We start from the raw sequence: 25,708 nt of genomic DNA, 5'->3' as shown, positions 1-25,708 counted from the left end.
CAAACCCCACACCAGGACCTGGTGGAGCAGCCTGCGAGGCTGCCGACTAAGACAAGGAACCAGAATGAAGCACACCAAGGCATACGCCGCGGCCGCCGAGAAGCGCGCCGAGAACCAGATCTACAGCCCAGAAGAGGCGCTGCGTCTCATCAAGGACATGGCCGCGGCCAAGTTCGACGAGACCATCGAGGTCGCCATGCGACTCGGCGTCGACCCCCGCAAGGCGGACCAGATGGTCCGCGGCACGGTCAACCTTCCCAACGGCACCGGCAAGACGGCAAGGGTCCTCGTCTTCGCCTCCGGTGAGAAGGCTGAAGCCGCGCTCGAGGCCGGTGCCGACGAGGTCGGCACCGATGACCTCGTCAACAAGGTCGCCGGCGGCTACCTCGACTTCGACGCAGTCGTGGCAACCCCGGACATGATGGGCAAGGTCGGCCGCCTGGGCCGCGTCCTCGGCCCCCGTGGCCTGATGCCGAACCCCAAGACCGGCACCGTGACCATGGACGTGGCCAAGGCCGTCTCGGACATCAAGGGCGGCAAGATCGAGTTCCGCATCGATCGCCACTCCAACCTGCAGTACATCATCGGCAAGGCGTCGTTCTCCATCGAGCAGCTGGCCGAGAACTACTTCGCAGCCCTCGACGAGGTCCTGCGCCTGAAGCCGGCCTCCTCCAAGGGCCGCTACCTGCGCAAGATCGCGATCTCGGCCACCATGAGCCCGAGCATCCTCGTCGACGGCGCCGCGCACAAGGCCGCCGAGGCCTGATCGGCAGTACCTGAGCAGTTCCCGAAACGGGGTGGGCGCACGGCGCCCACCCCGTTTCTGCATGTCTGCGAAACGAGTCTGCGAAACTCTACGAAATTTGTTGTACGGACAGACTAATGTACGTATGGTGTTGCCCACAGCATCGAGAGACTGCAAGGGAGCACCATGAGGCTGAAGGACAAACCATCCACGTCAAGGCGGCTACTGACCGCCGCACTGGCCGCCGCACTCGCCCTGGGGGCCGGCACGCTGGCCGGTCCGGCCGCGGCGGAGACCGTTGAGACAGCACTGACCAATGATTTCGAGAGCCAGCTGGAGCCCTGGGCCGTGCGTGGTTCGGGCGAGGCGGGGGCCACGCTGGTGGCCGAGGCCCACGGCGGCGAGGGCGCGGCCCTCGTCTCGGGCCGAACCGCTTCCTGGAACGGCCTCAGCGCCTCCATCGGGGGCGTCCTCGAGGCGGGGGCGGTCTACGAGCTGACCGCGTGGGTGAAGCTCCCGGCCGGGGCCGAGGGGACGGCGGACATCCGTGTCTCGGTCGAGCGCGACGTGCCCGACGACGCCGACGACAAGTGGGTGAACATGGCCACCGTCACCGGTGTCGGCGCGGGGGAGTGGGTGCCGGTCGAGACCACCCTCACCCTCCCCGAGGCCCCCAACCTGATCTACTTCGAGACCTCCGCCGGGACCGCCGACTTCCTCGTCGACGACATCTCCATCGGAGCTGTTGTAGGTGAGGTGCAGGACCTGCTACCGATCAAGGACACCGTCGACTTTCCCGTCGGCGTGGCGATCGACCAGCGTGAGACCACCGGACTGGCCTCCGAGCTCCTCCTCAAGCACTTCGGCCAGATCACGGCCGAGAACCACATGAAGCCGGAGGCCTGGTACGACGAGGAGCGCAACTTCAGCCCGGATCCGCAGGTCGACACCCTGATGACCTACGCCGCCGAAAACGACCTCGCGGTGTACGGCCACGTCCTCCTGTGGCACAGCCAGGTGCCCGAGTGGTTCTTCCAGGACGAGGCGGGTGAGCCCCTCACGGACTCCGAGGCCGATCGGGAGATCCTGCGGTCGCGGCTCAGGACCCATGTCTTCGACGTCGCCGAGTACCTCGCCACGAACTTCGGCAACTTCGGCTCTGCGACGAACAAGCTCGTCGCCTTCGACGTCGTCAACGAGGTCATCTCCGACGAGCGGACCGACGACGGCCTGCGTCGCTCGGAGTGGTACCGAATCCTCGGCCAGGACTTCATCGACCTCGCCTTCACCTACGCCGACGAGGCCTTCAACCAGGTCCACGCCGAGCCCGGCGTCGAGCGTCCCGTGCAGCTCTTCATCAACGACTACAACACCGAGCAGGCGGGCAAGCAGGACCGCTACCTCCAGGTGATCGAGGGCCTGCTCGAGCGCGACGTCCCCGTCGACGGCGTCGGCCACCAGTTCCACGTCAGCCTCTCGACCCCGATCAGCAGCCTGGACGCCGCCATCGAGCGGTTCGCCGCGCTGCCGGTCATCCAGGCGGTGACCGAGCTGGACGTCACCGTCGGCACTCCCGTCACCGAGGCCGCCCTCGTGCAGCAGGGGCACTACTACCGAGACGCCTTCCAACTGTTCCGGGAACACTCGGACAAGCTGTTCTCCGTCACGATCTGGGGTCTCACCGACAACCGGAGCTGGCGCTCGGAGCAGGCGCCGCTGGCGTTCTCTGCCACCTACTCGGCCAAGGACGCCTACCACGGCATCGTCGACTCCGACGACCTGACTCCCATCATCCGCGACGCAGTAGTCTTCGCCGGCGACGTACCGGCCAACGCCGAGGGTCTCGCGTCCCGGACCTGGGAGGACCTGCCGCTGCATGCCGTGGGCGACGTGGGCGAGTTCCAACTGCGCTGGACTCCCGAGCACCTGGTGGTGTGGGCCGAGTTGCCCGAGGACGCCTCGCAGGTCACGATCACGCTCGGGGAGGGTGCCACGACGGTCTCGCGGAGCGACACCGACGCCGTCATCGACGACGAAGGCGAGGGGTGGACCGTGCTCGTGCACGTGCCTGCCGAGCTCGCAGAGGGCGACAGCCTCGGGTTCGACGTGTCCGTGACGACCCCAGCCGGTGTCGTCGACTGGAACCCGGGGGATGCCCTGGGCGCCATCTCGCTGGTCGAGGAACTCTCCACCATCGACGTCCTCGAGGCCGACGGTGCGCCGACGGTGGACGCGGAGGTGGACGCCGCCTGGGCGGATGCCCAGTCCCTCACCACCGCGAGGGTCCTGACCGGCGATGAGACCGCGGCAACTGCAGAGGTGCGGGCGCTGTGGCACGGGACGAAGCTCTACCTGCTGGCTGAGGTCACCGACGACGTCATCGACGTGTCCGCCTCCGACCCGTGGGTGCAGGACTCCGTGGAGTTCTTCGTCGACCTCGGCAACCGCAAGGGCGGCGCCTACGAGGCCACCGACACCCAGATCCGCATCAACGTCGACGGTGAGCTCTCGTTCGGCACCGGTGACGAGGCCACCCAGCTGGCACGGGTGAGCAGCGCCACTGCGACCACCGACGGCGGCTACGTCGTCGAGGCCGCCATCGAGCTCGGCGAGTACGCCGGCGCGGGCACCGTCCAGGGCCTGGACGTCCAGGTCAACGACGGCGTCGCGGGTGAGCGGACCGGCATCACCAGCTGGGCCGACCCGACGGGCCTCGGGTACCAGAACACGGCCCGGTGGGGTGTGGCACGGCTCCTCGTGGCCGAGACACCGTCGCCGAGCCCGACGCCCTCACCGACGCCCTCGCCCTCACCCAGCACGCCCGCGCCGTCGCCTGGGCAGGACCTGTACTCCACGCCCGGGTTCCACAACGTGAACGGTCGCTGGTGGTACACCGAGTGCGAGCCCTACTCGCAGACCATCCGCTGCTTCACAGAGATCTGGGCCACCCAGGTGAAGGTGGTGGACGGACGGTTCGTGGGCGAGACCGGTTGGCACTTCAACAACCTCACCTACCTGCCGTACCTGACCCGCGCGCAGTGGGCCAACAACCCGCTGGGGTACACGGGCCAGTGGACCGCCCCCGACGGCCGCCAGTGGCGCACCGAGTGCGACACCGCGGTGACCGGCAGGGGAGGCTGCCGCTCCTGGATCTGGGCCGACCACGTGGCCGCCAGTCTCCAGGGCGACGTCTGGACCTACCGGAACACGTCGGGGTGGGTGCTGAACAACATCGTCAGGTTCCGCTGACGATGCTCAGTGGAACTGCCACACGGCACGGTCGCCCAGGCCGTTCGCGTAGACCAGTTCCACGTGGTCGACCTGGTCGGTGACCAGGTCGAACGTGAGGTAGCCCTTCGCGCACTCGCCTTCCCCGTAGGTTCCACCTGCGGGGAAGGCGGGTTCGTAGGCGCCGGGGTCCTGCGGCCGTTGGGTGTTGCCGTTGGAGTCCTGCAGGCTCCACGGCTCCAGCGAGATCCGGGTGTCGCGGCCCTCCTCCAGGGCGGTGGTGACGCACACCTCCACGAGCAGCCCTGCCTTGCCCTCGACCATCTCGCCCGAACCGGTGTCCTCGAGCACGGCCACCGTGAAGTGCTCGAACGTGGCCTTGCCCTGCCACATCAGCGTCTGGGTCGACGAGGGGGAGCCCGACCCGCTCGGCGCCGGCCCCGGCGTGGGCGGGGTGCTCCCAGTGGTGGCGGTCGTTGCGGGGCTCGCGGGCGGAGTGGGTGTCGGCGACGGCGACGGCGACCCGTCATCCTTGGGGGCCAGGAACAGGAACGCGAGCACCGCCAGCATCGCGGCGAGCGCCACGGTGAGCAGCACGACGACGGTTCTCACCGGATCGTCAGAGCACCTTGGCGAAGAATTCCCGGGTGCGGGGGTTGCGCGGGTCGCCGATCACCTGGTCGGGCGCGCCGGCCTCGACCACCAGACCGTCGTCCATGAACACCACCTGGTCGGCGACCTCGCGGGCGAAGCCCACCTCGTGGGTGACGACAACCATCGTCATGCCCGAGGCCGCGAGGTCCTTCATGACGCTCAGCACCTCGCCGACGAGCTCGGGGTCCAGCGCGGACGTCGGCTCGTCGAAGAGCATGAGCTCCGGTTCCATGGCCAGCGCCCGTGCGATCGCGACGCGCTGCTGCTGCCCTCCGGAGAGCTGGGCAGGGTAGTGGTGCGCCCGGTCCGCCAGGCCGACGCGCTCGAGGAGTTCGCGCGCCCTGCGCTCGGCCTCCCCGCGTGACAACCGGTGCACCTTGCGCGGCGCCTCCATCACGTTTCCCAGGGCCGTCTGGTGCGGGAACAGGTTGAAGCGCTGGAAGACCATCCCGATCCGGGAGCGCTGGCGGGCGATGTCGGCGTCGGTGCGACGGTGCAGCTCGACCGAGCCGTCGCGGCGGGTGACCTCCCGCAGGCCGACGAGTTCGCCGTCGACGCGGATGCGGCCGGCGTTGAACTCCTCGAGCCCGTTGACGCAACGCAGGAGCGTGGACTTGCCGGATCCGGAGGGACCCAGCAGGACGGCCACCTCACCCTGCTCGACGTGGAGGTCGACGCCCTTGAGGACGTGCAGTTCGCCGAAGAACTTGTGCACTCCGTCGATCTGGATCTTCGCGGTGGTGTCGGTCATGGTGTGACGTCCAGGTAGGGGTCTGCGTGGGTGGTGCGGGCGGCGAGGATGGCCTGCTGCTTGCGGGACATCCCGCGGGTGGAGGCGGTGGCCGAGTCGTTGCCGTCGAAGCCGCGGCCGTAGTAGGCCTCGAGGTAGTGCTGCCCCACCATCAGCACCGAGGTGATGACCAGGTAGTAGATCGCCGCGACGATGAGCAGCGGGATGGGCAGGAAGTTCTGGTTGCCGATGGCGTTGGTGACGAACGTCAGTTCCAGGGTGAAGGGCACCGCCAGTACCAGCGACGTGGTCTTCAGCATGGAGATGGTCTCGTTGCCCGTCGGCGGGACGATGACGCGCATCGCCTGCGGCACGATGATCCGCCACAGGGTCGTCGAGCGCCTCATGCCCAGCGCCGACGCGGCCTCCCACTGACCGTCATCGACGGCGTTCAGCCCGGAGCGCACGATCTCGGAGAGGTAGGCGCCCTCGTTGAGGCCCAGACCGAGCAACGCCGCGACGGTGGCGTTGACCACGTCGGCCGTCGTGAACACGAAGAACTCGGGACCGAACGGGATGCCCAGGCTCAGGCGCGGGTACAGCACCGACAGCAGGCCCCAGAAGACCAGCTGTGTGTAGACCGGGGTGCCGCGGAAGAACCAGATGTAGACCGTCGAGACCGCCCTCAGGACGGGGTTGGTCCCCATCCGCATCACGGCGCTGGCGACCGCCAGCACGATGCCGATCACCATCGCGCCGAGCGTCAGGAGCAGGGTCCAGCCGACGCCCGCGACCACGCGGGGGTCGAAGAGGTACTGGCCGACGACGTCCCAGCGGTAGTTCGGGTTCGTGAGCAGGCTGTTGACGAGCATCGCCGCCAGTACGAGGACGACCGCCGCCCAGACCCACAGGGTGGGCCTGGGGACCGGACGGGCCCTGATCAGCTCCGGGGCGTCGGCCATGGTCTCAGGGGTGGACTTCGGCGGTGGTGATGATGGCGTCCTCGTTGCCCCAGCTGGTGAGGATCGCCTCCCAGGTGCCGTCGTCCATGAGGTGCTGCATGGCGGCGTGCATGGCCTCGGTGAGCTCCGGGTCGTCCTGGTTGACGACGATGCCCTGCGGGGCGGAGTCACGGATGCCGCCGACGACCTCCATCTGGCCACCGGTCAGCTCGACCGCGTAGTGGGCGACGGTGGAGTCGGCGTAGAAGGCGTCGGCCTTGCCGCCGATGACGTTGGTGGTGACGTCGGACTGGCTGGCGTAGGGCAGCACCTCGATGGCCTCCTCGCCGGCCTCGGTGCAGGCCTCGTTGAAGGTGACCAGCTCCTCCTCCTGGTACGTGCCGGTCTGCACCCCGATCGTGGTCCCGCACACGTTCTCCGGGTCGAAGTCCGTGGGGTTGCCGGCCTTGACGGCGTAGGACGAGCCAACCTCGATGTAGCTGATCATGTTGTAGTTGGCGGTGCGCTCCTCGGTGATGGTGAACGAGGAGATGCCGACGTCGTACTTGGTGCCGATGCCGGGCAGCAGGGAGTCGAACTCGGCCGCGGCGATCTCGGCCTCGAGGCCCAGCACGTTGCCGAGCGCGCGGCTCAGGTCGATGTCGTAGCCGATGGCGGTCTGCAGGTCCTCGGCGCGGAACTCCGCGGGGGCGTAGTCGATCGAGGCGCCGACGACGAGCTTGCCGGAGTCGGCCACGTCGGCAGGCAGCAGCGAGGCGATCTCGTCGACCTTCTCCACGCCCGAGACGTCGTGGGTGCGGTCGGTGGACTCGGCGGGCGTCGTCGTCTCGTCGGTGGGGGTTGAGCAGGCCGTGAGCGCGAGGGCGGCGGTGGCGGCAGCGGCGATGATCGGACGCAGGCGCATCGATTCTCCTTGGGTGCTTGGTGGTTCAAGGGCTGAGGATATCCCAGCGCCCCGAGTGGAACCGCATCGGGTGGTGCCGCAGGGGCCGGCCGATTTGGTTTCGGGTGCGGCGGCAGGTAGTGTCGTGCGAGCCGAAGACCGCAGGCGACGAGAGTCTCAATTCCCATCCGGGTGCCCGCGCAGGTGATCGCAAGTGTTCCACAGCTGAGCTGTGCAGCCCCGCGCCACCTGGCGACGGGGTCTTTTTTCTTGTCTGGGTGATTCGGCGCCGGGGTACCCCGCCAGGGTGCGCCGGCTGTCAACAGGTTAGGAAAGGAGACCCAATGGCGAGGCCGGACAAAGCTGCCACGGTCGCGGAGCTGAAGGACAACTTCAGCGAGTCTGCGGCTGCTGTGCTTACCGAGTACCGCGGTCTCACCGTCGCGCAGCTGCAGGAACTGCGGCGCACGCTCGGTGAGAATGCCACCTACGCCGTTGCGAAGAACACCCTTGCCGCGATTGCAGCGAAGGAAGCCGGGATCGAGGGTGTCGAAGACTCCTTCACCGGCCCCACTGCCATCGCGTTCATCTCGGGTGATGTCGCCGCCACCACCAAGGGGCTGCGCGACTTCGCAAAGGCAAATCCGTTCCTGGCAATCAAGGGTGGCGTCATGGACGGGAAGTTCCTTGACGCCAATACGGTTCTGAAGCTGGCTGACCTCGAGTCCCGCGAGGTCCTGCTGGCGAAGATGGCTGGTGCGCTCAAGGGCAACCTGGCCAAGGCCGCAGGCACTCTGGCAGCCCCGCTGTCCAAGAGCGCCCGTCTGCTCGGTGCCCTCCAGGGTGCCGCAGAGGCCAACCCGGCCCTCATCGGTGGCGCAGGCTCCGCGCCGGCTGCCGAGGCCACGAACGACGACGCCGCCACTGGCGACGTCACCGCCGCTGACGCGGCAACCGAAGCAGCAGACGCTGCGGAATGATCCGCCCGCAGCAAGTACCGCTGCTGACGAACTGAGACGAAAGGAACGCCCAACATGGCGAAGCTCTCCAAGGAAGACCTCCTTGACGCGTTCAAGGAAATGACCCTCATCGAACTCTCCGAGTTCGTCAAGCTCTTCGAGGACACCTTCGAGGTCACCGCTGCCGCTCCGGTGGCCGTGGCTGCCGCCGCCCCGGCCGCTGCCGGTGGCGACGACGCCGGTGACGAAGAGGCTGGCTCCGACAAGGTCGACGTCATCCTCACCTCCGGTGGCGACAAGAAGATCGCAGTCATCAAGGAGGTCCGCGCTCTGACCTCCCTCGGCCTGAAGGAGGCCAAGGACCTCGTCGAGGGTGCTCCGAAGCCCGTCCTCGAGCAGGTCGACAAGGACACCGCGGCCAAGGCCAAGGAGTCCCTCGAGGCTGCCGGCGGCACCGTCGAGGTCAAGTGACCTCGGCCTGAGCCAACGACTCACGAGTGGCCCGTTCCCCTTCCGAGGGGTGCGGGCCACTCGCTGTTCCTGGAGTGGTCGCTGTTGTCGCGGCCGTGTCGACGGCGGATGCCCGACCCGAACCGCCGACAGGAATCGAGGGGGAGGGGACGGGCCATGGGGCGATTCCGTGCGGCGTTTCGGGTCGTCCAATGGCGGCGTCGACCTGCGGGACCGGCGGCCGCCCTGGGGGCGCGGCGCGAGCCGGTGGTAGTCGTTGCCAACGGAGGCGAGGATCTCGGCCACGACCTTCGGCCAGGCGTGCATCACGTCCTCCCAGGTGAAGCGCAGCACCACGTAGCCCAGCTCGCGCGCCCGCCGGTCGCGGCGTCGGTCCTCGCGGAACTGTTTGCGGGAGCGGTGGTGCTCGAAGCCGTCCACTCGACGAGGACCCTCCGGCCGACGAGCAGGTCCTCCAGGTCCGAGCGGGTCCGCGGTGGGAGAGGGTGGAGCGGCACTCGATCGCCCCCACCACGGGACCGTCGCGCCGCCGTCGGGCCGCCCGTCGCACGTGGTGGTCCGGGCCGACGTCGAGTGTCCAGACCCCCAGCCGCTCGAGTGCCGACAGGCAGGTCAGGGTGCCGCCGGCGGTCACGGCCGTGACGACGCCCTCGTCGGCGTCCGCCGTCGCGTACCGGCACCTCCCGAGACGGACCAACAGGCCGCCGTCCTCGGCCGCCTTCAACTGTGCCCTGGTCGCGCCCGCGGCGACGAGGTCCTTCCGCGCGACCACGCCGTCGACCGCGCAGGTGTCGATGAGTTCCTCCATGCCCGAACTCTGGTTGTGGCGCACCGCCGTCCGTCACGACGGCGACCGTCTGTGGAAAAGTCTCGGCTCGACTCGACCGCGACCACCCGACCCGAACTGCCGATCGGAATCGACGCAGAGGGCACGGGCCACCCCATGGGCGAATCCGTGCGGCGTGTCGGGTCGGCCGCCCGGCGGGCCCACGGACCCGCCGCGCGCATGTCCCCAGGGCGCACGCGCCGAAGGGGAGGGGGCGTGGCATCTGGCAGGGGTCTCGGATATGCTGGCCACAGGTCGAGGGTGACCTCCCCGGGTACGGTCAGCGGGTTGCCGATTCTGTCGGCGTGGCCTATAGTGGTTTTTTGCCCTGCTATGCAAACGTGCCCTGTCATTTGACACGGGTCTTTTGCTGTGCGAAGAACCAGCTTCTCGCGTTCTTGGAAGGACCGAATCTTGGCAACCTCGCGCTCTGCGTTGAAGAACACCAATGTCGTATCGACCAGCGGAAGGATCTCATTCGCGAAGATCCATGAGCCGCTCGAGGTCCCAAACCTGCTTGACCTACAGGTCGACGCCTACAACTGGCTGATCGGAAACGCGGAGTGGAGCAAGTCCGTCGAGGAGCGACTGGCTGCCGGCCGCACCGATGTGAACACCCGCTCCGGCCTGGAGGAGATCTTCGAGGAGATCTCGCCCATCGAGGACTTCAACGAGACGATGTCGCTGTCTTTCCGCGACCACCGCTTCGAGGAGCCCAAGCACACCATCGAGGAGTGCAAGGACCGCGACGTCACCTACGCCGCGCCCCTGTTCGTCACCGCCGAGTTCGTCAACAACGACACCGGCGAGATCAAGTCCCAGACCGTGTTCATCGGCGACTTCCCGCTGATGACCGAGAAGGGCACCTTCATCATCAACGGCACCGAGCGTGTCGTCGTGTCCCAGCTGGTCCGCTCCCCGGGCGTCTACTTCGAGCAGACCCCGGACAAGACGTCGGACAAGGACATCTACTCCTGCAAGGTCATCCCGTCGCGCGGTGCGTGGCTGGAGTTCGAGGTCGACAAGCGTGACATGGTGTTCGTCCGCCTCGACCGCAAGCGCAAGCAGAACGTCACCGTCCTGCTCAAGGCGCTCGGCTGGACCGAGGACAAGATCCTCGAGGAGTTCGGCGAGTACGAGTCGATGCGCCTGACCCTGGAGAAGGACTCGGTCCACACCCAGGACGAGGCCCTCCTCGACATCTACCGCAAGCTCCGCCCCGGTGAGCCGCCGGCGCGCGACGCTGCGCAGGCGCTGCTGGAGAACTACTACTTCAACCCGAAGCGCTACGACCTGGCCAAGGTCGGCCGGTACAAGATCAACAAGAAGCTGGGCCTCGAGCTGCCGTTCGACCAGCAGGTCCTCACCATCGAGGACATCGTCGCCGCCATCAAGTACATCGTGGCCCTCCACGAGCACAAGGAGGACCTCGACGGCGTCATCGTCGAGGCCGACGACATCGACCACTTCGGCAACCGTCGCCTCCGCACCGTGGGCGAGCTGATCCAGAACCAGCTGCGCACCGGCCTCGGCCGCATGGAGCGCGTCGTGCGGGACCGCATGACCACGCAGGACATCGAGGCGATCACGCCGCAGACGCTGATCAACATCCGGCCCGTCACCGCGGCGCTCAAGGAGTTCTTCGGAACCTCCCAGTCGTCGCAGTTCATGGACCAGAACAACCCCCTCGCGGGCCTGACGCACAAGCGTCGCCTGTCCGCCCTGGGCCCCGGTGGCCTCTCGCGTGACCGCGCCGGCATGGAGGTCCGAGACGTCCACCCGTCGCACTACGGCCGCATGTGCCCCATCGAGACCCCTGAAGGCCCGAACATCGGCCTGATCGGCTCGCTGGCCACGTTCGCGCGCATCAACGCGTTCGGATTCATCGAGACCCCGTACCGCAAGGTCGTCGACGGCCAGGTCACCGACCAGATCGAGTACCTCACCGCCGACGAGGAGGACCGCTACGCCATCGCGCAGGCCAACGCCGCGCTCGACGAGGACGGCCGCCTGACGGAGGAGCGGGTGCTCGTCCGGATCAAGCACGGTGACGCCGATGCACTCTCGGCCGCCGAGGTCGAGTACATGGACGTGTCCCCGCGCCAGATGGTCTCCGTGGCCACCGCGCTGATCCCGTTCCTCGAGCACGACGACGCCTCGCGCGCCCTGATGGGTGCCAACATGCAGCGCCAGGCGGTCCCGCTGGTCCGCAACGAGGCCCCGTTCGTCGGCACCGGCATGGAGTACCGCGCCGCGGTCGACGTCGGTGACGTCACCGTCGCTAAGAAGGCGGGCGTCGTGCACGCCGTCTCGGCCGACCTGATCGAGATCGCCAACGACGACGGCACCTACACCACCTGGAAGCTCGACAAGTTCGTGCGCTCCAACGCCGGCACCTGCATCAACCAGCGCCCGCTGGTCGCCCCCGGTGACCGCGTCGAGGTCGGCACCCCGCTGGCCGACGGCCCGTGCACCGACCAGGGCGAGCTCGCGCTCGGCAAGAACCTCCTCGTCGCCTTCATGCCCTGGGAGGGTCTGAACTACGAGGACGCGATCATCCTGTCCCAGCGCATCGTCCAGGACGACGTCCTCACCTCGATCCACATCGAGGAGCACGAGGTCGACGCCCGCGACACCAAGCTGGGCGCCGAGGAGATCACCCGCGACATCCCCAACGTCTCCGACGAGATGCTGGCAGACCTCGACGAGCGCGGCATCGTCCGCATCGGCGCCGAGGTCTCCGCGGGCGACATCCTCGTGGGCAAGGTCACACCGAAGGGCGAGACCGAACTCACCCCCGAGGAGCGCCTCCTGCGCGCCATCTTCGGCGAGAAGGCACGCGAGGTCCGCGACACCTCCCTGAAGGTTCCCCACGGCGAGTCCGGCACCGTCATCGGCGTCCGCGTCTTCGACGCCTCCGAGGAGGACGACGAGCTTCCCCCCGGCGTCAACCAGCTGGTGCGGGTCCACGTCGCCCAGAAGCGCAAGATCTCCGACGGCGACAAACTCGCCGGCCGCCACGGGAACAAGGGCGTCATCTCGAAGATCCTGCCCGTCGAGGACATGCCGTTCCTGGAGGACGGCACGCCCGTCGACATCGTCCTGAACCCGCTGGGTGTCCCGTCCCGAATGAACATCGGCCAGGTCCTGGAGAACCACCTCGGGTGGATCGCCAAGACCGGCTGGGACGTCACCGGGGTTGAGGAGGCCTGGGCCGAGCGCCTGCGCGACGTCGGCCTCGGCCGGGTCGAGGGCGACGCCAAGGTCGCCACCCCCGTCTTCGACGGCGCCTCCGAGACGGAGATCCAGGGGCTGCTCGGGAACTCGCTGCCCACGCGTGATGGCGACCGCCTGATCGACGCGGGCGGCAAGGCCCGACTCTTCGACGGCCGCTCCGGCGAGCCGTACCCGGAGAAGATCGGTGTCGGCTACATGTACATGCTGAAGCTGCACCACCTCGTCGACGACAAGATCCACGCACGCTCCACCGGCCCGTACTCCATGATCACCCAGCAGCCGCTCGGTGGTAAGGCACAGTTCGGTGGCCAGCGCTTCGGTGAGATGGAGGTGTGGGCACTCGAGGCCTACGGCGCCGCCTGGGCACTGCAGGAGCTCCTGACCATCAAGTCCGACGACGTCCCCGGCCGAGTGAAGGTCTACGAGGCGATCGTCAAGGGCGAGAACATCCCCGAGCCGGGCATCCCGGAGTCGTTCAAGGTTCTCGTGAAGGAGATGAAGTCGCTGTGTCTGAACGTCGAGGTGCTCTCCGACGACGGCCGGATCATCGACCTGCGTGACTCCGAGGAGGACCTGCGCTCCGCAGAGGACTTCGGCATCGACCTGGGCCGCCGCCCGGGTGGTGACACCGGATTCATGGACGTCGGCGAAGTCTGAGCACACGCACGGGGGGCTCGCCCCCCGTGTGCCCCCCGTCCTGTGGTTGCGACCGCAGGGGAGGGGCTCGGTCCCAAGAACAACTCAGACGAACAACACATCACCTGACATAGGTAGAGGAAAGAGAAGAAACGTGCTGGACGTGAACTTCTACGACGAACTCCGAATCGGTCTCGCGAGCGCCGACCAGATCCGCGAGTGGTCCTACGGCGAGGTCAAGAAGCCGGAGACCATCAACTACCGCACGCTCAAGCCCGAGCGCGACGGCCTCTTCTGCGAGAAGATCTTCGGTCCCACCAGGGACTGGGAGTGCTACTGCGGCAAGTACAAGCGCGTGCGCTTCAAGGGCATCATCTGCGAGCGCTGCGGCGTCGAGGTGACCCGCAGCAACGTGCGTCGCGAGCGCATGGGCCACATCGAGCTGGCCGCGCCCGTCACTCACATCTGGTACTTCAAGGGGGTCCCGAGCCGTCTGGGCTACCTGCTCGACATCGCTCCGAAGGACCTCGAGAAGGTCATCTACTTCGCCGCGCACATGATCACCGCCGTCGACGAGGAGGCCCGTCACCGCGACCTGTCCTCGCTGCAGGCGAAGGTCGACGTGGAGCTCAAGCAGGTGGCCGCACGCCGCGACGCCGACATCGAGACCCGCATGACCAAGCTCGAGGAGGACCTGGCGCAGCTCGAGACCGAGGGCGCCAAGGCCGACATCAAGCGCAAGGTCCGTGAGGGCGCCGAGAAGGAGGTTGGCCAGCTCCGCACCCGTGGGCAGCGCCAGCTGGACCGCATCCAGGCCGTCTGGGACCGCTTCAAGACCCTGAAGGTCCAGGACCTCGAGGGCGACGAGATCCTCTACCGCGAGATGGATGCCCGCTTCGGCAAGTACTTCGAGGGCTACATGGGCGCCGAGGCAATCCAGAAGCGCCTCCAGACCTTCGACCTCCAGGCCGAGTCCGCGTCGCTGCGCGAGACCATCGCCACCGGCAAGGGCCAGCGCAAGACCCGTGCGCTCAAGCGACTCAAGGTGGTCAACGCCTTCCTCACCGGTGGCAGCCACCCCTCCGGCATGGTGCTGGACGCCGTCCCGGTCATCCCGCCGGACCTGCGCCCCATGGTGCAGCTCGACGGTGGCCGCTTCGCCACGTCGGACCTCAACGACCTGTACCGCCGCGTCATCAACCGCAACAACCGCCTGAAGCGCCTGCTCGACCTCGGAGCCCCCGAGATCATCGTGAACAACGAGAAGCGCATGCTCCAGGAGGCTGTTGACTCGCTGTTCGACAACGGCCGTCGCGGTCGCCCCGTCACCGGGCCCGGCAACCGTCCGCTGAAGTCCATCTCGGACATGCTGAAGGGCAAGCAGGGACGCTTCCGCCAGAACCTGCTCGGAAAGCGCGTCGACTACTCGGGCCGTTCGGTCATCGTGGTCGGGCCCCAGCTGAAGCTGCACCAGTGCGGCCTGCCGAAGGCCATGGCGCTGGAGCTGTTCAAGCCGTTCGTCATGAAGCGCCTCGACGACCTCAACCACGCCCAGAACATCAAGGCGGCCAAGCGCATGGTCGAGCGCCAGCGCCCCGTCGTGTGGGACGTGCTGGAAGAGGTCATCGCCGAGCACCCCGTGCTGCTGAACCGTGCACCAACCCTGCACCGCCTCGGCATCCAGGCGTTCGAGCCGCAGCTCATCGAGGGCAAGGCCATCCAGATCCACCCGCTCGTGTGCACCGCGTTCAACGCGGACTTCGACGGTGACCAGATGGCCGTCCACCTCCCGCTGAGCGCCGAGGCGCAGGCCGAGGCGCGCGTGCTGATGCTGTCCACGAACAACATCCTCAAGCCCGCCGACGGTCGCCCCGTGACCATGCCCACCCAGGACATGATCATCGGTCACTACTTCCTGACCTCGGAGCGCGACGGCAACGGCAAGGGACGGACCTTCTCCTCCATCGCCGAGGCCACCATGGCCTTCGACCGTGGGGACCTGGCCGTCAACACGCCGATCAGGCTGCGCCTCACCGACGTCGTCATCGACGGTGCCGAGCCCCGCCACGACGGTTCCTTCCTCGTGGAGACCACCCTCGGCCGGGCACTGTTCAACGAGGCCCTGCCGGAGGACTTCGGCTTCGTCAACGAGGTCGTCGGCAAGAAGACCCTGGGACGCATCGTCAACGAACTGGCGGAGCGCTACTCGAAGGTCGTCGTCGCCGCGGCACTGGACAACCTGAAGGACATGGGCTTCCGCTGGGCCAGCCGCTCGGGCGTCACCGTCTCGATCGCCGACGTCCAGACCCCGCCCCAGAAGGCGGAGATCCTGTCCGGCTACGAGGCGCGCGCCACCAAGGTGGACAAGCTCTACGAGCGTGGTTCGGTGACCGAGGACGAGCGTCGCCAGGAGCTCATCGAGATCTGGACCGACGCCACCGCCGAGCTCACCCAGGCGATGCGTGAGAACTTCACGAAGGAGAACCCCATCTTCATGATGGTCGACTCCGGTGCGCGAGGAAACATGACGCAGATGCGCCAGATCGCCGCCATGCGGGGCCTCGTGGCGAACCCGAAGGGCGACATCATCCCGCAGCCCATCAAGTCGAACTTCCGTGAGGGCCTCTCGGTGCTGGAGTACTTCATCTCCACCCACGGTGGCCGAAAGGGACAGGCCGACACGGCTCTGCGAACCGCTGACTCGGGCTACCTGACCCGTCGACTCGTCGACGTCAGCCAGGACGTGATCATCCGCGAGGAGGACTGCGGCACCGAGCGTGGTCTCACCAAGACCATCGCCGTGTGGACCAAGATGGGCACCGACGAGTCGGGCCGCCCCGTCGAGGTGCAGACCGAGGCGTTCGCCAAGGGTGCCCAGGTCGAGACCATCATCGACGTCGAGACCGCGGTCTACGCCCGCGTGCTGGCCGTCGACGCCGTCGACGCCAAGGGTGAGGTGCTGGTCGAGGCCGGGACCGACCTCGGCGACGCCGAGATCGACAAGCTGGTCGCCGCCGGCGTCACGGAGGTCAAGGTCCGCTCGGTCCTGACCTGCGAGGCCGCCACCGGTACCTGCGCCCTCTGCTACGGCCGCTCGCTGGCCTCCGGCAAGACCGTGGACGTGGGCGAGGCCGTCGGTATCGTCGCCGCCCAGTCGATCGGTGAGCCGGGAACCCAGCTCACGATGCGTACCTTCCACACCGGTGGTGTGGCAGGCGACGACATCACCCAGGGTCTGCCGCGTGTCGTCGAGCTCTTCGAGGCCCGCCAGCCCAAGGGCAAGGCACCCATCGCAGAGGCCGACGGCGTCATCCGCGTCGAGGACGGCGAGCGCAACCGCAAGCTCGTCCTCGTGCGTGACGACGGTGGCGAGGACCTCGAGTACCCGGTGGCGCGTCGTACCCGCCTCGAGTTCGAGGACCACTCGGGTGCGCGCATCCGGATCGAGGACGGCGTGCACGTCTCCATCGGCCAGCAGTTGACCGCCGGTCAGGTGGACCCGCAGGACGTCCTGCGGATCCGTGGTCTGCGCAAGGTGCAGGAGCACCTGGTGGACGAGGTCCAGCGCGTCTACCGCACGCAGGGTGCCCCGATCCACGACAAGCACATCGAGATCATCATCCGCCAGATGCTGCGTCGCGTGACGGTCATCGACTCCGGCGACACCAACATGATGCCGGGCGAGCTCGTGGACCGTCCGTCCTACGAGGCCGCCAACCGCAAGGCGCTCACCGAGGGCGCCAAGCCCGCCGAGGGACGTCCGGTGCTCATGGGTATCACCAAGGCGTCGCTGGCGACCGACTCGTGGCTGTCCGCGGCCTCCTTCCAGGAGACCACCAAGGTGCTGACCGATGCCGCCATCCAGGGCAAGAGCGACTCGCTCCTCGGCCTGAAGGAGAACGTCATCCTCGGCAAGCTGATCCCGGCCGGCACCGGCCTGGAGCGCTACCGCAACATCCGCGTGGAGCCCACCGAGGAGGCGCGCTCCAGCCTCTACACCATGACCTACGATCCGTACGACTACTCGTTCGGCTCGGATCCCGCCGGTCCCGGTGTTCCGCTGGACGACCTCGACTTCGGCGACATCCGCTGAGGCTGAGAGCCTGAAACGAACAGCAGGGCCCGGTGCACGCGCACCGGGCCCTGCTGTCGTCCCCGGAGAGGTCAGTGGTGGCGCTCCTGGTGCTCCTCGATCGCGCCGGGGACGGCGCGTCCGGCGGCTCCGAGGCCCTCCGCCGTCGTGCCCGGCAGGTCGGTCGGACGCGACTGGCCCTCCAGTTCGGCCATGCTCGCGGGCGTCTCCGCGAAACTCCGCGAGACCCGCCGGTAGGCGGGGCTGAAGAACGCCGCGACCGTCACAGCCAGGCCCACGAGGCCCCCGAGGAGGAACACCATCGCGATGCCGCGCCCCTCGCCGTGGCCCAGCAGCCAGGCCCAGTCCTCCTGGCCCCCGCCCTCGCGCATGTAGGGAAGCAGCCAGAACTCCGCCAGCGGTGCCACGAGGAAGGCGCTGATGGGGGAGGCTGCCAGCTCCATCGACTGCGCCAGGCCGAACACGCGGCCCTGCTTGGCGAACGGCACGGTCCGCTGCAGGACGGTCTGCTCCGCGGCCTCGACGGCGGGGACGATCGCCATGTAGATGAACATGCACACCGCCAGCAGCACGACGGACTCACGGATGGACATCGCCATGCCGACGATCCACATCCCCACCAGCACCAGCAGCATGGTCCGGATGGGGTTCCCGCCCAGCCCTCGCTTGGCCACGACGGCGCCGCCGACGACGAAGCCGACGGAACAGAAGGCATACAGGATGCCCCACCACTCGACGCTCACCAGTTCCAGCCCGTATGGGTCGAGCAACGCCATGTAGGTGCCGCCCAAGAAGTTGTTGAAAGTGGAGAAGACGATCAGGGCCAGCAGGCCGGGGATCGCGACCACGGTCCGCCACGCCAGCCGGAACTGGGCCCGCTGGCCGTGGTGGTCCTCCGCCTCGATCCTGGTCCTCGGGATGTCCAGGGTGAGCACGTGCACCATGGAGGCGATCATCGCCAGCAGGCCGATGAGCAGGGTGGTCTGCATCCCGAGCAGCCCGACGGACAGCCCCGAGAGCACGGAGCAGATCAGCATCGCGACGCCGTTGACCATGCCGACCAGGCCGTTGGCCCTGTCGCGCCCCTCCGGCTCCACCAGGAGCGTGACGGACGACGACAGCGTGATGGAGCGCACGGACTCGACGATGCAGCCGAGCAGGACCAGCAGGACGAACGCCCAGAATCCCGGGCTGGTGACCGACAACAGGGCGGAGTCCGGGGCGAGCAGCATCAGGACGAACGCCAGGGCGAACGCGACGACGGTGGCCAGGGAAGCGATGGCGAGCACCGGGCGCTTCTGGTGCCGGTCGACGAAGGTGCCGAACGGGACGCCCAGGAGGGCGAGGAGAGCCATGTAGGCGCCCCCGAGGATGCCGGTGGCGAGGACGGAGCGGGTCTCGAGGTAGACCCAGAACGTGACGGCGAACCAGATGTAGTTCGTCGCGATGTTGGCCACCAAGGTGTTCGCGAGCAGTGCGTGGAAGGTTCTCATGGCCCGCAGAAGTCTGCCACCCGGGAGGAGCCGCCACCAAGAGTCCTCGGTGGTTTTCAGGGTTCCGTCAGGGTCCTGCGGGGAACTGGAAGGATCGTTACCAAAGCGGAATGTTCATTTGCGCATTTCGACTTCCATATCGTGATGGAGAGCGATTGAATGGCCGTGCTCGCCGAGGAGCGGGCCACTCGCGGAGGCGTCTCTCCGCCTGGAAATCTCTAGTACGAGGCACACGAGGTTGCGTGCCGAGGAAGGACTGAGCAATGGATCGCAGGCAGTTTCTGATCGGCCTTGGGGCCGCGAGCGCCGTCGGTGTGGTCGGCCTCGCCGGCTGCGGCACCGACGAGGAGACACCCGGAACCGAACCCACCACCACGGGGGAGGGTCCCGTCGAGGGCGGCGCCGGTGGCACCGTCGGCGTCTTCACCTGGTGGGCCGAGGGCTCCGAGAAGCTCGGTCTCGACGAGCTCGAGTCCCTGTTCAAGGAGAAGTACCCGAACAACACCTTCGAGAACCTCGCCGTCGCCGGTGGCGCCGGCTCGAACGCGAAGGCGAAGCTGGCCGCCGACCTGCAGAACGGCAACCCGCCGGACTCGTTCCAGGGCCACGCGGGCGCCGAACTCATGGACTACATCGACGCGGACCAGATCGTCCCGGTCAACGACGTCATCGAGGAGCTCGGTGGCGCCAGCGTGTTCCCGCAGAACCTGCTGGACCGGATCACCATCGACGGTGACATCTACTCGGTGCCCTCCAACGTGCACCGCGCCAACGTCGTGTGGGCGAACCCGAAGGTACTCGCCGACGCCGGCGCCGCGGAGGTCCCCGCGGACCTGGACTCCTGGATCTCCGACATGCAGAAGGTCAAGGACTCCGGCGTCGAGACCCCCATCACCATCGGCGGCACCTGGACCCAGGTCCACCTGTTCGAGACCATTCTCATGGCCGAGCTCGGCGTGGACGAGTACAACGGGCTGTTCACCGGCGGCTCCTGGGACTCCGACGGGGTCAAGTCGGCCGTCTCGAAGTACGCACAGATCATCGAGTTCGCCAACACCGCCTCCGACGGCGACGACTGGCCCGCAGCCACCGACGCCGTCATCGAGGGCCGCGCGGCCTACAACGTCATGGGTGACTGGGCCGTGGCCCAGTTCGCTTCCAAGGACCAGGTCGACGGCGAGGACTACACGTACTTCCCGGTCCCCGGCAGCGACGGCGTCTTCGACTTCCTCGCCGACTCCTTCACCCTGCCCAACGGCGCACCCAACCCCGAGGGCGCCAAGGACTGGCTGCGCCTCGTCGGTTCGGCAGAGGGCCAGCTGGCCTTCAACCTGGCCAAGGGTTCCATCCCGGCCCGCACGGACGTCGCGGCCGACGAGTTCCCCGCCTACCAGCAGAGCGCGATGGAGTCGTTCGGGGCCGACGCGATCGCGTCGTCGATCGCCCACGGTGCGGCCGTGAACATGGCCTGGCTGTCGGAGATCTCGACGGCGATGTCCAAGTTCTACAGCGGACGCGAGGAGGAGACCCTCGTCAGCGACCTCGTCGCAGCCGCCGAGACCTACGGCGCCTGAGAAACACCACGCAGCGGGTTGTCGGCCTCCGGGACGGCAACCCGCCATCGTGTTCAGCCCCTACCAACGGAGAGACCCCATGAAGAAGGTGAAGACCTGGCTGCCCGGCGTCCTGCTGTTGCTGCCGTCCATCCTGCTCGTCCTGGTGTTCGTCTACGGACTCATCGGTCGCAACATCGCCAGCTCGTTCGACAGGGTGGAGACCAAGTCAGGACGACTCGTGAGCGAGGGGGGACTGGCGAACTACGCCACCCTGCTCGGCTCCGAGCGATACCAGCACGCCCTGTGGAACCTGCTCGTGCTCACCGTCGTGTTCGTGGTGGGGGCCATGTTCTTCGGGTTGCTGTGGGCGATCCTCCTGGAGAAGGGGGTCACGGGGGAGGGGGCGTTCCGCTCCATCTACCTGTTCCCGATGGCCGTGTCCTTCATCGCCTCCGGCGTCGTGTGGCGCTGGCTGATGTCGCCAGGGACCGGGGACTACGAGGCGGTAGGACTGAACCGGTTGCTGATCGAACTCGGACTGCCGCAGTTGCAGAACTCGTGGTGGTCCTCGGACTCCCGGTTCAACATGGCGGCCATGGCGATCCCGGCCGTCTGGCAGCTCGCCGGCTACGTGATGGCACTGTTCCTGGCCGGGTTCCGTGGAATCACCACCGACCAGCGTGAGGCGGCCCGCATGGACGGCGCCTCCGAGTGGAAGATCTACCGCCACGTGCTGTTCCCGCAGCTGTCTCCGATCGCGCTGAGCGCGCTGATCATCATGGGCCACATGTCGTTGAAGATGTTCGACCTGATCTACGCGATCGCGGGACAGAACTCCTACGTCTCCGAGGTACCGGCAACGCTGATGTGGCTGCAGTTGTTCAACCTGAACGACCCGGTCGCGGCCGCGGTCAACGCGACCATCCTGCTGCTCCTCGTCGCGCTGGTCGTCGTGCCCTACCTCGTCTACACCAACCGAACCGAGAAGGCGGGCCGATGATGAGCACCGCGACCGTTGACACCGTCGAGAAGATCGTCCCCCGCAAGAAGAAGGTGGGCGGCAAGAAGCTGGCACTGACCGGGACCCAGTACCTGTTGCTCGTCTTCTTCGCCGCCATCGTCCTGATGCCCCTGTACGTGGTGGTCGTCACGAGCCTGAAGTCACCTGCCGAGTACACCTCGTTGACCGCCTGGAGCCTACCCAGGCAGCTCTCCGGCGCGGGCTGGGCGGCCGCCTGGGAGGCGCTCGCTCCCGCGATGCTGCGCTCGATGGTGCTGGCGGTCAGCGCCGCCGTGCTGTCGTCGTTCCTGGGGTCCCTCAACGGCTACGTGTTCTCCAAGCTCCGGTTCCCCGGCGCTACGCTGATCTTCACGCTGTTCCTGTTCGGAATGTTCATCCCGTACCAGGCCATCATGATCCCGCTGCAGTCGCTCATGATCGACGTCCAGTCCACGGCCCAGTGGCTCGCGGGCATCCCGACGCTGATCATCGCCCACACGATCTACGGCATCCCGATCTGCACCCTGATCTTCCGGAACTACTACGCCACCGCGCTGCCCGACGAGATCGTGGAGGCGGCACGCGTCGACGGCGCGGGCACCCTCAGGATCTTCCGCTCCATCGTGCTCCCGGTCTCCGCGCCGGCCTTCGTCGTGACGCTGATCTGGCAGTTCACCAGCGCCTGGAACGACTTCCTGTTCGCGCTGTTCCTGACCAACCGCAACACCGGCCCGGTGACCTACGCCCTGCAGGAGCTGGCCTCGGCGCAGAACCCCGACTACTCCCGGATGATGGCGGGCGTGCTGATCGCCAGCCTGCCCACGCTGATCGTCTACATCGCGCTCGGCAAGTACTTCGTCTCAGGCCTCATGAGTGGCTCGGTGAAGTAGCCGCATTTTGACCCTGTGGGGGTGGGGGAGTAACCTTGTGGAGCGTGTCCGCCCTCGCGGGCACTTGTGCGTGCCCTGGCATGGGCCCCAGCCTCGAGTTGCAGCGTTGGCGGGGTCGTGCGGAGCTCGCACGGCCGGCCGCAGGCGCAGTGCAACTACGGAAACGGTGACCCGGAACGTATCTGGCTGAAGCCGCAAAATGCCAGGGAATTACATGTCCAGACAGCGAAAGTGATACCAAACAGGTGCCAACAATTCAGCAGCTGGTCCGAAAGGGCCGACACGACAAGTCGTCATCAAGCAATACCCCCGCGCTCAAGGGTTCGCCCCAGCGCCGCGGCGTGTGCACCCGCGTGTACACGACCACGCCGAAGAAGCCGAACTCCGCGCTGCGCAAGGTCGCGCGCGTCCGACTGAGCTCCGGCATCGAAGTCACCGCCTACATCCCGGGTGTCGGCCACAACCTGCAGGAGCACTCGATGGTGCTCGTCCGCGGTGGCCGAGTGAAGGACCTCCCCGGTGTCCGCTACAAGATCGTCCGCGGCTCCCTCGACACCCAGGGTGTCAAGGGTCGCAAGCAGGCTCGCAGCCGCTACGGCGCCAAGAAGGAGAAGTAATGCCTCGCAAGGGTCCTGCGCCGAAGCGCCCCATCAACATCGATCCCGTCTACGGCTCCCCGCTGGTCTCCCAGCTCGTGAGCAAGATCCTGCTCGACGGCAAGAAGACCGTCGCGCAGAGCATCGTCTACAACGCCCTCGAGGGCACCCGTGAGAAGACCGGTGTGGACCCGGTGCAGACGCTCAAGCGCGCACTGGACAACATCCGCCCCTCGATCGAGGTCAAGTCCCGCCGCGTCGGTGGCGCCACCTACCAGGTGCCGATCGAGGTCAAGCCCGGCCGTCAGACCACCCTGGCCATGCGCTGGCTCGTCAACTTCTCCCGCGATCGTCGCGAGAAGACCATGACGGAGCGTCTGATGAACGAGATCCTGGATGCCTCCAACGGCCTCGGTGCCGCCGTGAAGCGTCGCGAGGACACGCACAAGATGGCCGAGGCCAACCGCGCCTTCGCCCACTACCGCTGGTGACCTCCCTGCCCTCGAGCCCTGCGCTCGAGGGCATTCACCGTTAACTCACGAAGCCAGATAAGGACACAACAGTGGCCAACCAAGACCTCGCGCAGGTTCGCAACATCGGCATCATGGCGCACATCGATGCCGGCAAGACCACCACCACCGAGCGCATCCTGTTCTACACGGGAAAGAACCACAAGATCGGCGAGACGCACGACGGCGCCGCGACGATGGACTGGATGGAGCAGGAGCAGGAGCGCGGCATCACCATCACGTCCGCCGCGACGACGTGCTTCTGGAAGGGCACCCAGGTCAACGTCATCGACACGCCGGGCCACGTTGACTTCACCGTCGAGGTGGAGCGCTCGCTCCGCGTCCTCGACGGCGCAGTCGCCGTGTTCGACGGTGTCGCCGGTGTGGAGCCGCAGTCGCAGACCGTGTGGCGCCAGGCGACCACCTACGGCGTGCCGCGCATCTGCTACGTCAACAAGCTGGACCGCACGGGCGCTTCGTTCGACTACTGCGTCCAGACCATCCGGGACCGGCTGAACACCGACCCGGTCGTGCTGCAGATCCCGATCGGCTCCGAGGGCGACTTCATGGGCGTCGTGGACCTGGTCGGCATGCGTGCCCTCACCTGGCGCGGCGAGACCGTGATGGGCGAGGACTACGAGATCGAGGAGATCCCTGCCGACCTCAAGGAGCGCGCCGAGGAACTGCACGCCAAGCTGGTCGAGCGCGTCGCCGAGGTGGACGACGACCTGATGGAGAAGTACCTCGAGGGCGAAGAGCTCACCACCGCGGAGATCGTCGCCGGCATCCGCAAGGGCGTCATCGCGAACGAGTTCACCGTCGCCCTCGCCGGCAGCTCCTTCAAGAACAAGGGCGTCCAGCCCCTGCTCGACGCGGTCGTGGCCTACCTGCCCTCGCCGCTCGACGTCCCCGCCATCGACGGCTTCAAGCCAGGTGACGAGGAAGTGGAGCTGCACCGCCAGCCCTCGAACGACGAGCCGCTCGCGGCCCTCGCGTTCAAGGTGGCCGCTGATCCGCACCTGGGTCGCCTGACCTACGTCCGCGTCTACTCCGGCGTCCTGCAGACCGGCTCGCAGGTCATGAACTCCGTGAAGGGCCGCAAGGAGCGCATCGGCAAGATCTACCAGATGCACGCCAACAAGCGTGAGGAGATCGAGTCGATCGGTGCAGGCATGATCTGCGCGGTGATGGGCCTCAAGGACACCACCACCGGTGACACCCTGTGCGACCCGACCGCCCCGATCGTGCTGGAGTCGATGAACTTCCCGGCCCCGGTGATCGAGCAGGCCATCGAGCCGAAGACCAAGTCTGACCAGGAGAAGCTCGGCACGGCCATCCAGCGCCTCGCCGAGGAGGATCCCACCTTCCGCGTCCACACGGACGAGGAGACGGGCCAGACCATCATCGCCGGCATGGGCGAGCTGCACCTCGACGTCCTCATCGACCGCATGCGTCGTGAGTTCAAGGTCGAGGCCAACATCGGCAAGCCGCAGGTGGCCTACCGCGAGACCCTCCGCCGCAAGGTCGAGAAGGTCGAGTACACCCACAAGAAGCAGTCCGGTGGTTCCGGCCAGTTCGGCCGCGTGATCATCGACCTCGAGCCCACCGAGGCCGGCAGCGGATACGAGTTCGTGAACGCCGTCACCGGTGGCCGCATCCCCAGGGAGTACATCCCCGCGGTGGACGCGGGCATCAAGGAGGCCATGCAGTTCGGCGTCCTGGCCGGCTACCCCGTCGAGGACATCAAGGTCACCCTGACCGACGGTGCCTACCACGACGTCGACTCCTCCGAGCTCGCGTTCAAGCTGGCAGGTTCCATGGCGTTCAAGGAGGCGGCCCGCAAGGCGGACCCCGCGATCCTCGAGCCCGTGATGGCCGTCGAGGTCACGACGCCGGAGGACTACCTCGGCACCGTGATCGGCGACCTGAACTCCCGTCGTGGCCAGGTGCAGTCCATGGACGAGCTCCACGGCAACCGGGTCGTCAAGGCCCTCGTGCCGCTGTCGGAGATGTTCGGCTACGTCGGCGACCTGCGCTCGAAGACCTCGGGCCAGGCCTCCTACTCGATGGAGTTCGACTCCTACGCCGAGACCCCGAAGGCAGTCTCCGAGGAGATCGTCGCGAAGGCTCGCGGCGGGGAGTGATCCCAGCCGTCCCAGACGCTCAGCCGGCCGGTGCCCGAAAGGGTGCCGGCCGGCTGTTTTGCACGGGTTGGGCGAGTCACTGGTGGGCGTGTAGCA

The 25,708-nt window shown here is 67.3% G+C and carries 17 protein-coding genes and 1 pseudogene; 12 read left to right on the top strand and 6 right to left on the bottom strand.

The features are described 5' to 3' along the window. Positions 1-64 precede the first annotated feature (64 nt). Positions 65-766: a 50S ribosomal protein L1 gene (gene rplA / locus FOJ82_RS03440; protein ID WP_143937029.1), complete on the top strand. Its 702-nt coding sequence runs from the start codon at positions 65-67 to the stop codon at positions 764-766. Between the two features lie 165 nt (positions 767-931). Then, the gene (locus FOJ82_RS03435; protein ID WP_143937028.1) at positions 932-3,994 is read left to right on the top strand and encodes an endo-1,4-beta-xylanase; all 3,063 of its coding nucleotides are present in this window, start codon (positions 932-934) and stop codon (positions 3,992-3,994) included. Positions 3,995-4,000: 6 nt separating this feature from the next. Here FOJ82_RS03435 and FOJ82_RS03430 read toward each other — a convergent pair whose 3' ends face one another. The 4 genes from FOJ82_RS03430 to FOJ82_RS03415 form a co-directional block, all read right to left on the bottom strand. Further along, a complete protein-coding gene (locus FOJ82_RS03430; protein ID WP_143937027.1) occupies positions 4,001-4,585 on the bottom strand; it encodes a hypothetical protein in 585 nt (194 codons plus the stop codon). Between the two features lie 7 nt (positions 4,586-4,592). Continuing rightward, positions 4,593-5,378: an amino acid ABC transporter ATP-binding protein gene (locus FOJ82_RS03425; RefSeq protein ID WP_143937026.1), complete on the bottom strand. Its 786-nt coding sequence runs from the start codon at positions 5,376-5,378 to the stop codon at positions 4,593-4,595. After that, positions 5,375-6,229, bottom strand: a complete 855-nt coding sequence (locus FOJ82_RS03420) for an amino acid ABC transporter permease (RefSeq protein ID WP_221933036.1) — start codon at positions 6,227-6,229, stop codon at positions 5,375-5,377. The genes FOJ82_RS03425 and FOJ82_RS03420 overlap by 4 nt, the downstream gene beginning before the upstream one ends. A 94-nt stretch (positions 6,230-6,323) precedes the next feature. Then, positions 6,324-7,223, bottom strand: coding sequence for an ABC transporter substrate-binding protein (locus FOJ82_RS03415; RefSeq protein ID WP_143937024.1), 900 nt, complete (start codon positions 7,221-7,223; stop codon positions 6,324-6,326). Between the two features lie 323 nt (positions 7,224-7,546). Here FOJ82_RS03415 and rplJ point away from each other — a divergent pair, with 323 nt between their 5' ends. Beyond that, entirely contained in the window at positions 7,547-8,182 is a 636-nt protein-coding gene (rplJ, locus tag FOJ82_RS03410) for a 50S ribosomal protein L10 (protein ID WP_143937023.1), read from the top strand. A 54-nt stretch (positions 8,183-8,236) separates the two neighbouring features. After that, positions 8,237-8,632, top strand: a complete 396-nt coding sequence (gene rplL / locus FOJ82_RS03405) for a 50S ribosomal protein L7/L12 (RefSeq protein WP_143937022.1) — start codon at positions 8,237-8,239, stop codon at positions 8,630-8,632. 276 nt (positions 8,633-8,908) lie between these two features. Here the strand turns inward: rplL and FOJ82_RS17000 are convergent. Beyond that, a pseudogene (locus tag FOJ82_RS17000) lies at positions 8,909-9,052 on the bottom strand (DUF559 domain-containing protein); the annotation flags it as partial. A gap of 820 nt (positions 9,053-9,872) precedes the next feature. On the opposite strand from FOJ82_RS17000, the gene rpoB reads away from it, so the two are divergent. Then, on the top strand, positions 9,873-13,352 hold the full coding sequence (rpoB, locus tag FOJ82_RS03395; RefSeq protein ID WP_185975599.1) for a DNA-directed RNA polymerase subunit beta: 3,480 nt from the start codon (positions 9,873-9,875) through the stop codon (positions 13,350-13,352). 133 nt (positions 13,353-13,485) lie between these two features. Beyond that, on the top strand, positions 13,486-17,424 hold the full coding sequence (locus FOJ82_RS03390; protein ID WP_143937020.1) for a DNA-directed RNA polymerase subunit beta': 3,939 nt from the start codon (positions 13,486-13,488) through the stop codon (positions 17,422-17,424). Between the two features lie 71 nt (positions 17,425-17,495). Here the strand turns inward: FOJ82_RS03390 and FOJ82_RS03385 are convergent, their stop codons facing one another. Beyond that, a complete protein-coding gene (locus FOJ82_RS03385) occupies positions 17,496-18,917 on the bottom strand; it encodes an MFS transporter (RefSeq protein WP_143937019.1) in 1,422 nt (473 codons plus the stop codon). A 263-nt stretch (positions 18,918-19,180) separates the two neighbouring features. Between FOJ82_RS03385 and FOJ82_RS03380 the strand changes: the two genes are divergently transcribed. The 6 genes from FOJ82_RS03380 (at position 19,181) to fusA (ending at position 25,612) form a co-directional block, all read left to right on the top strand. Further along, positions 19,181-20,491 carry an ABC transporter substrate-binding protein gene (locus FOJ82_RS03380; protein ID WP_143937018.1) on the top strand — a complete coding sequence of 437 codons (1,311 nt, stop codon included), beginning with the start codon at positions 19,181-19,183 and terminating at the stop codon, positions 20,489-20,491. A 79-nt stretch (positions 20,492-20,570) separates the two neighbouring features. Continuing rightward, positions 20,571-21,473 (top strand): carbohydrate ABC transporter permease, encoded by a 903-nt coding sequence (locus tag FOJ82_RS03375; protein ID WP_143937017.1) that lies wholly within the window; start codon positions 20,571-20,573, stop codon positions 21,471-21,473. Beyond that, positions 21,473-22,363, top strand: coding sequence for a carbohydrate ABC transporter permease (locus FOJ82_RS03370; protein ID WP_143937016.1), 891 nt, complete (start codon positions 21,473-21,475; stop codon positions 22,361-22,363). Before FOJ82_RS03375 ends, FOJ82_RS03370 begins: the two co-directional genes overlap by 1 nt. Positions 22,364-22,608: 245 nt before the next feature. Further along, the gene (rpsL, locus tag FOJ82_RS03365; protein WP_143937015.1) at positions 22,609-22,980 is read left to right on the top strand and encodes a 30S ribosomal protein S12; all 372 of its coding nucleotides are present in this window, start codon (positions 22,609-22,611) and stop codon (positions 22,978-22,980) included. Then, the gene (gene rpsG, locus FOJ82_RS03360; RefSeq protein WP_143937014.1) at positions 22,980-23,450 is read left to right on the top strand and encodes a 30S ribosomal protein S7; all 471 of its coding nucleotides are present in this window, start codon (positions 22,980-22,982) and stop codon (positions 23,448-23,450) included. Before rpsL ends, rpsG begins: the two co-directional genes overlap by 1 nt. 71 nt (positions 23,451-23,521) lie before the next feature. Continuing rightward, entirely contained in the window at positions 23,522-25,612 is a 2,091-nt protein-coding gene (fusA, locus tag FOJ82_RS03355; protein ID WP_143937013.1) for an elongation factor G, read from the top strand. The last annotated feature ends 96 nt before the right edge of the window (positions 25,613-25,708 follow it).

The organism is Tessaracoccus rhinocerotis, from assembly GCF_007197885.1.
Taxonomy (GTDB): Bacteria; Actinomycetota; Actinomycetes; order Propionibacteriales; family Propionibacteriaceae; genus Arachnia; species Arachnia rhinocerotis.
This window is presented reverse-complemented; position numbering and strand designations above follow the sequence as displayed.

What these genes read in the sequence shown, in the direction of transcription:
- FOJ82_RS03435 (WP_143937028.1), top strand. Translation starts at nt 932, where the DNA reads ATGAGGCTGAAGGACAAACCATCCACGTCAAGGCGGCTACTGACCGCC.
- FOJ82_RS03370 (WP_143937016.1), top strand. Translation starts at nt 21,473, where the DNA reads ATGAGCACCGCGACCGTTGACACCGTCGAGAAGATCGTCCCCCGCAAG.
- FOJ82_RS03380 (WP_143937018.1), top strand. Translation starts at nt 19,181, where the DNA reads ATGGATCGCAGGCAGTTTCTGATCGGCCTTGGGGCCGCGAGCGCCGTC.
- rplL (WP_143937022.1), top strand. Translation starts at nt 8,237, where the DNA reads ATGGCGAAGCTCTCCAAGGAAGACCTCCTTGACGCGTTCAAGGAAATG.
- FOJ82_RS03425 (WP_143937026.1), bottom strand. Translation starts at nt 5,378, where the DNA reads ATGACCGACACCACCGCGAAGATCCAGATCGACGGAGTGCACAAGTTC.
- rpsG (WP_143937014.1), top strand. Translation starts at nt 22,980, where the DNA reads ATGCCTCGCAAGGGTCCTGCGCCGAAGCGCCCCATCAACATCGATCCC.
- FOJ82_RS03415 (WP_143937024.1), bottom strand. Translation starts at nt 7,223, where the DNA reads ATGCGCCTGCGTCCGATCATCGCCGCTGCCGCCACCGCCGCCCTCGCG.
- rplJ (WP_143937023.1), top strand. Translation starts at nt 7,547, where the DNA reads ATGGCGAGGCCGGACAAAGCTGCCACGGTCGCGGAGCTGAAGGACAAC.
- FOJ82_RS03420 (WP_221933036.1), bottom strand. Translation starts at nt 6,229, where the DNA reads ATGCTCGTCAACAGCCTGCTCACGAACCCGAACTACCGCTGGGACGTC.
- FOJ82_RS03385 (WP_143937019.1), bottom strand. Translation starts at nt 18,917, where the DNA reads ATGAGAACCTTCCACGCACTGCTCGCGAACACCTTGGTGGCCAACATC.
- FOJ82_RS03375 (WP_143937017.1), top strand. Translation starts at nt 20,571, where the DNA reads ATGAAGAAGGTGAAGACCTGGCTGCCCGGCGTCCTGCTGTTGCTGCCG.
- rplA (WP_143937029.1), top strand. Translation starts at nt 65, where the DNA reads ATGAAGCACACCAAGGCATACGCCGCGGCCGCCGAGAAGCGCGCCGAG.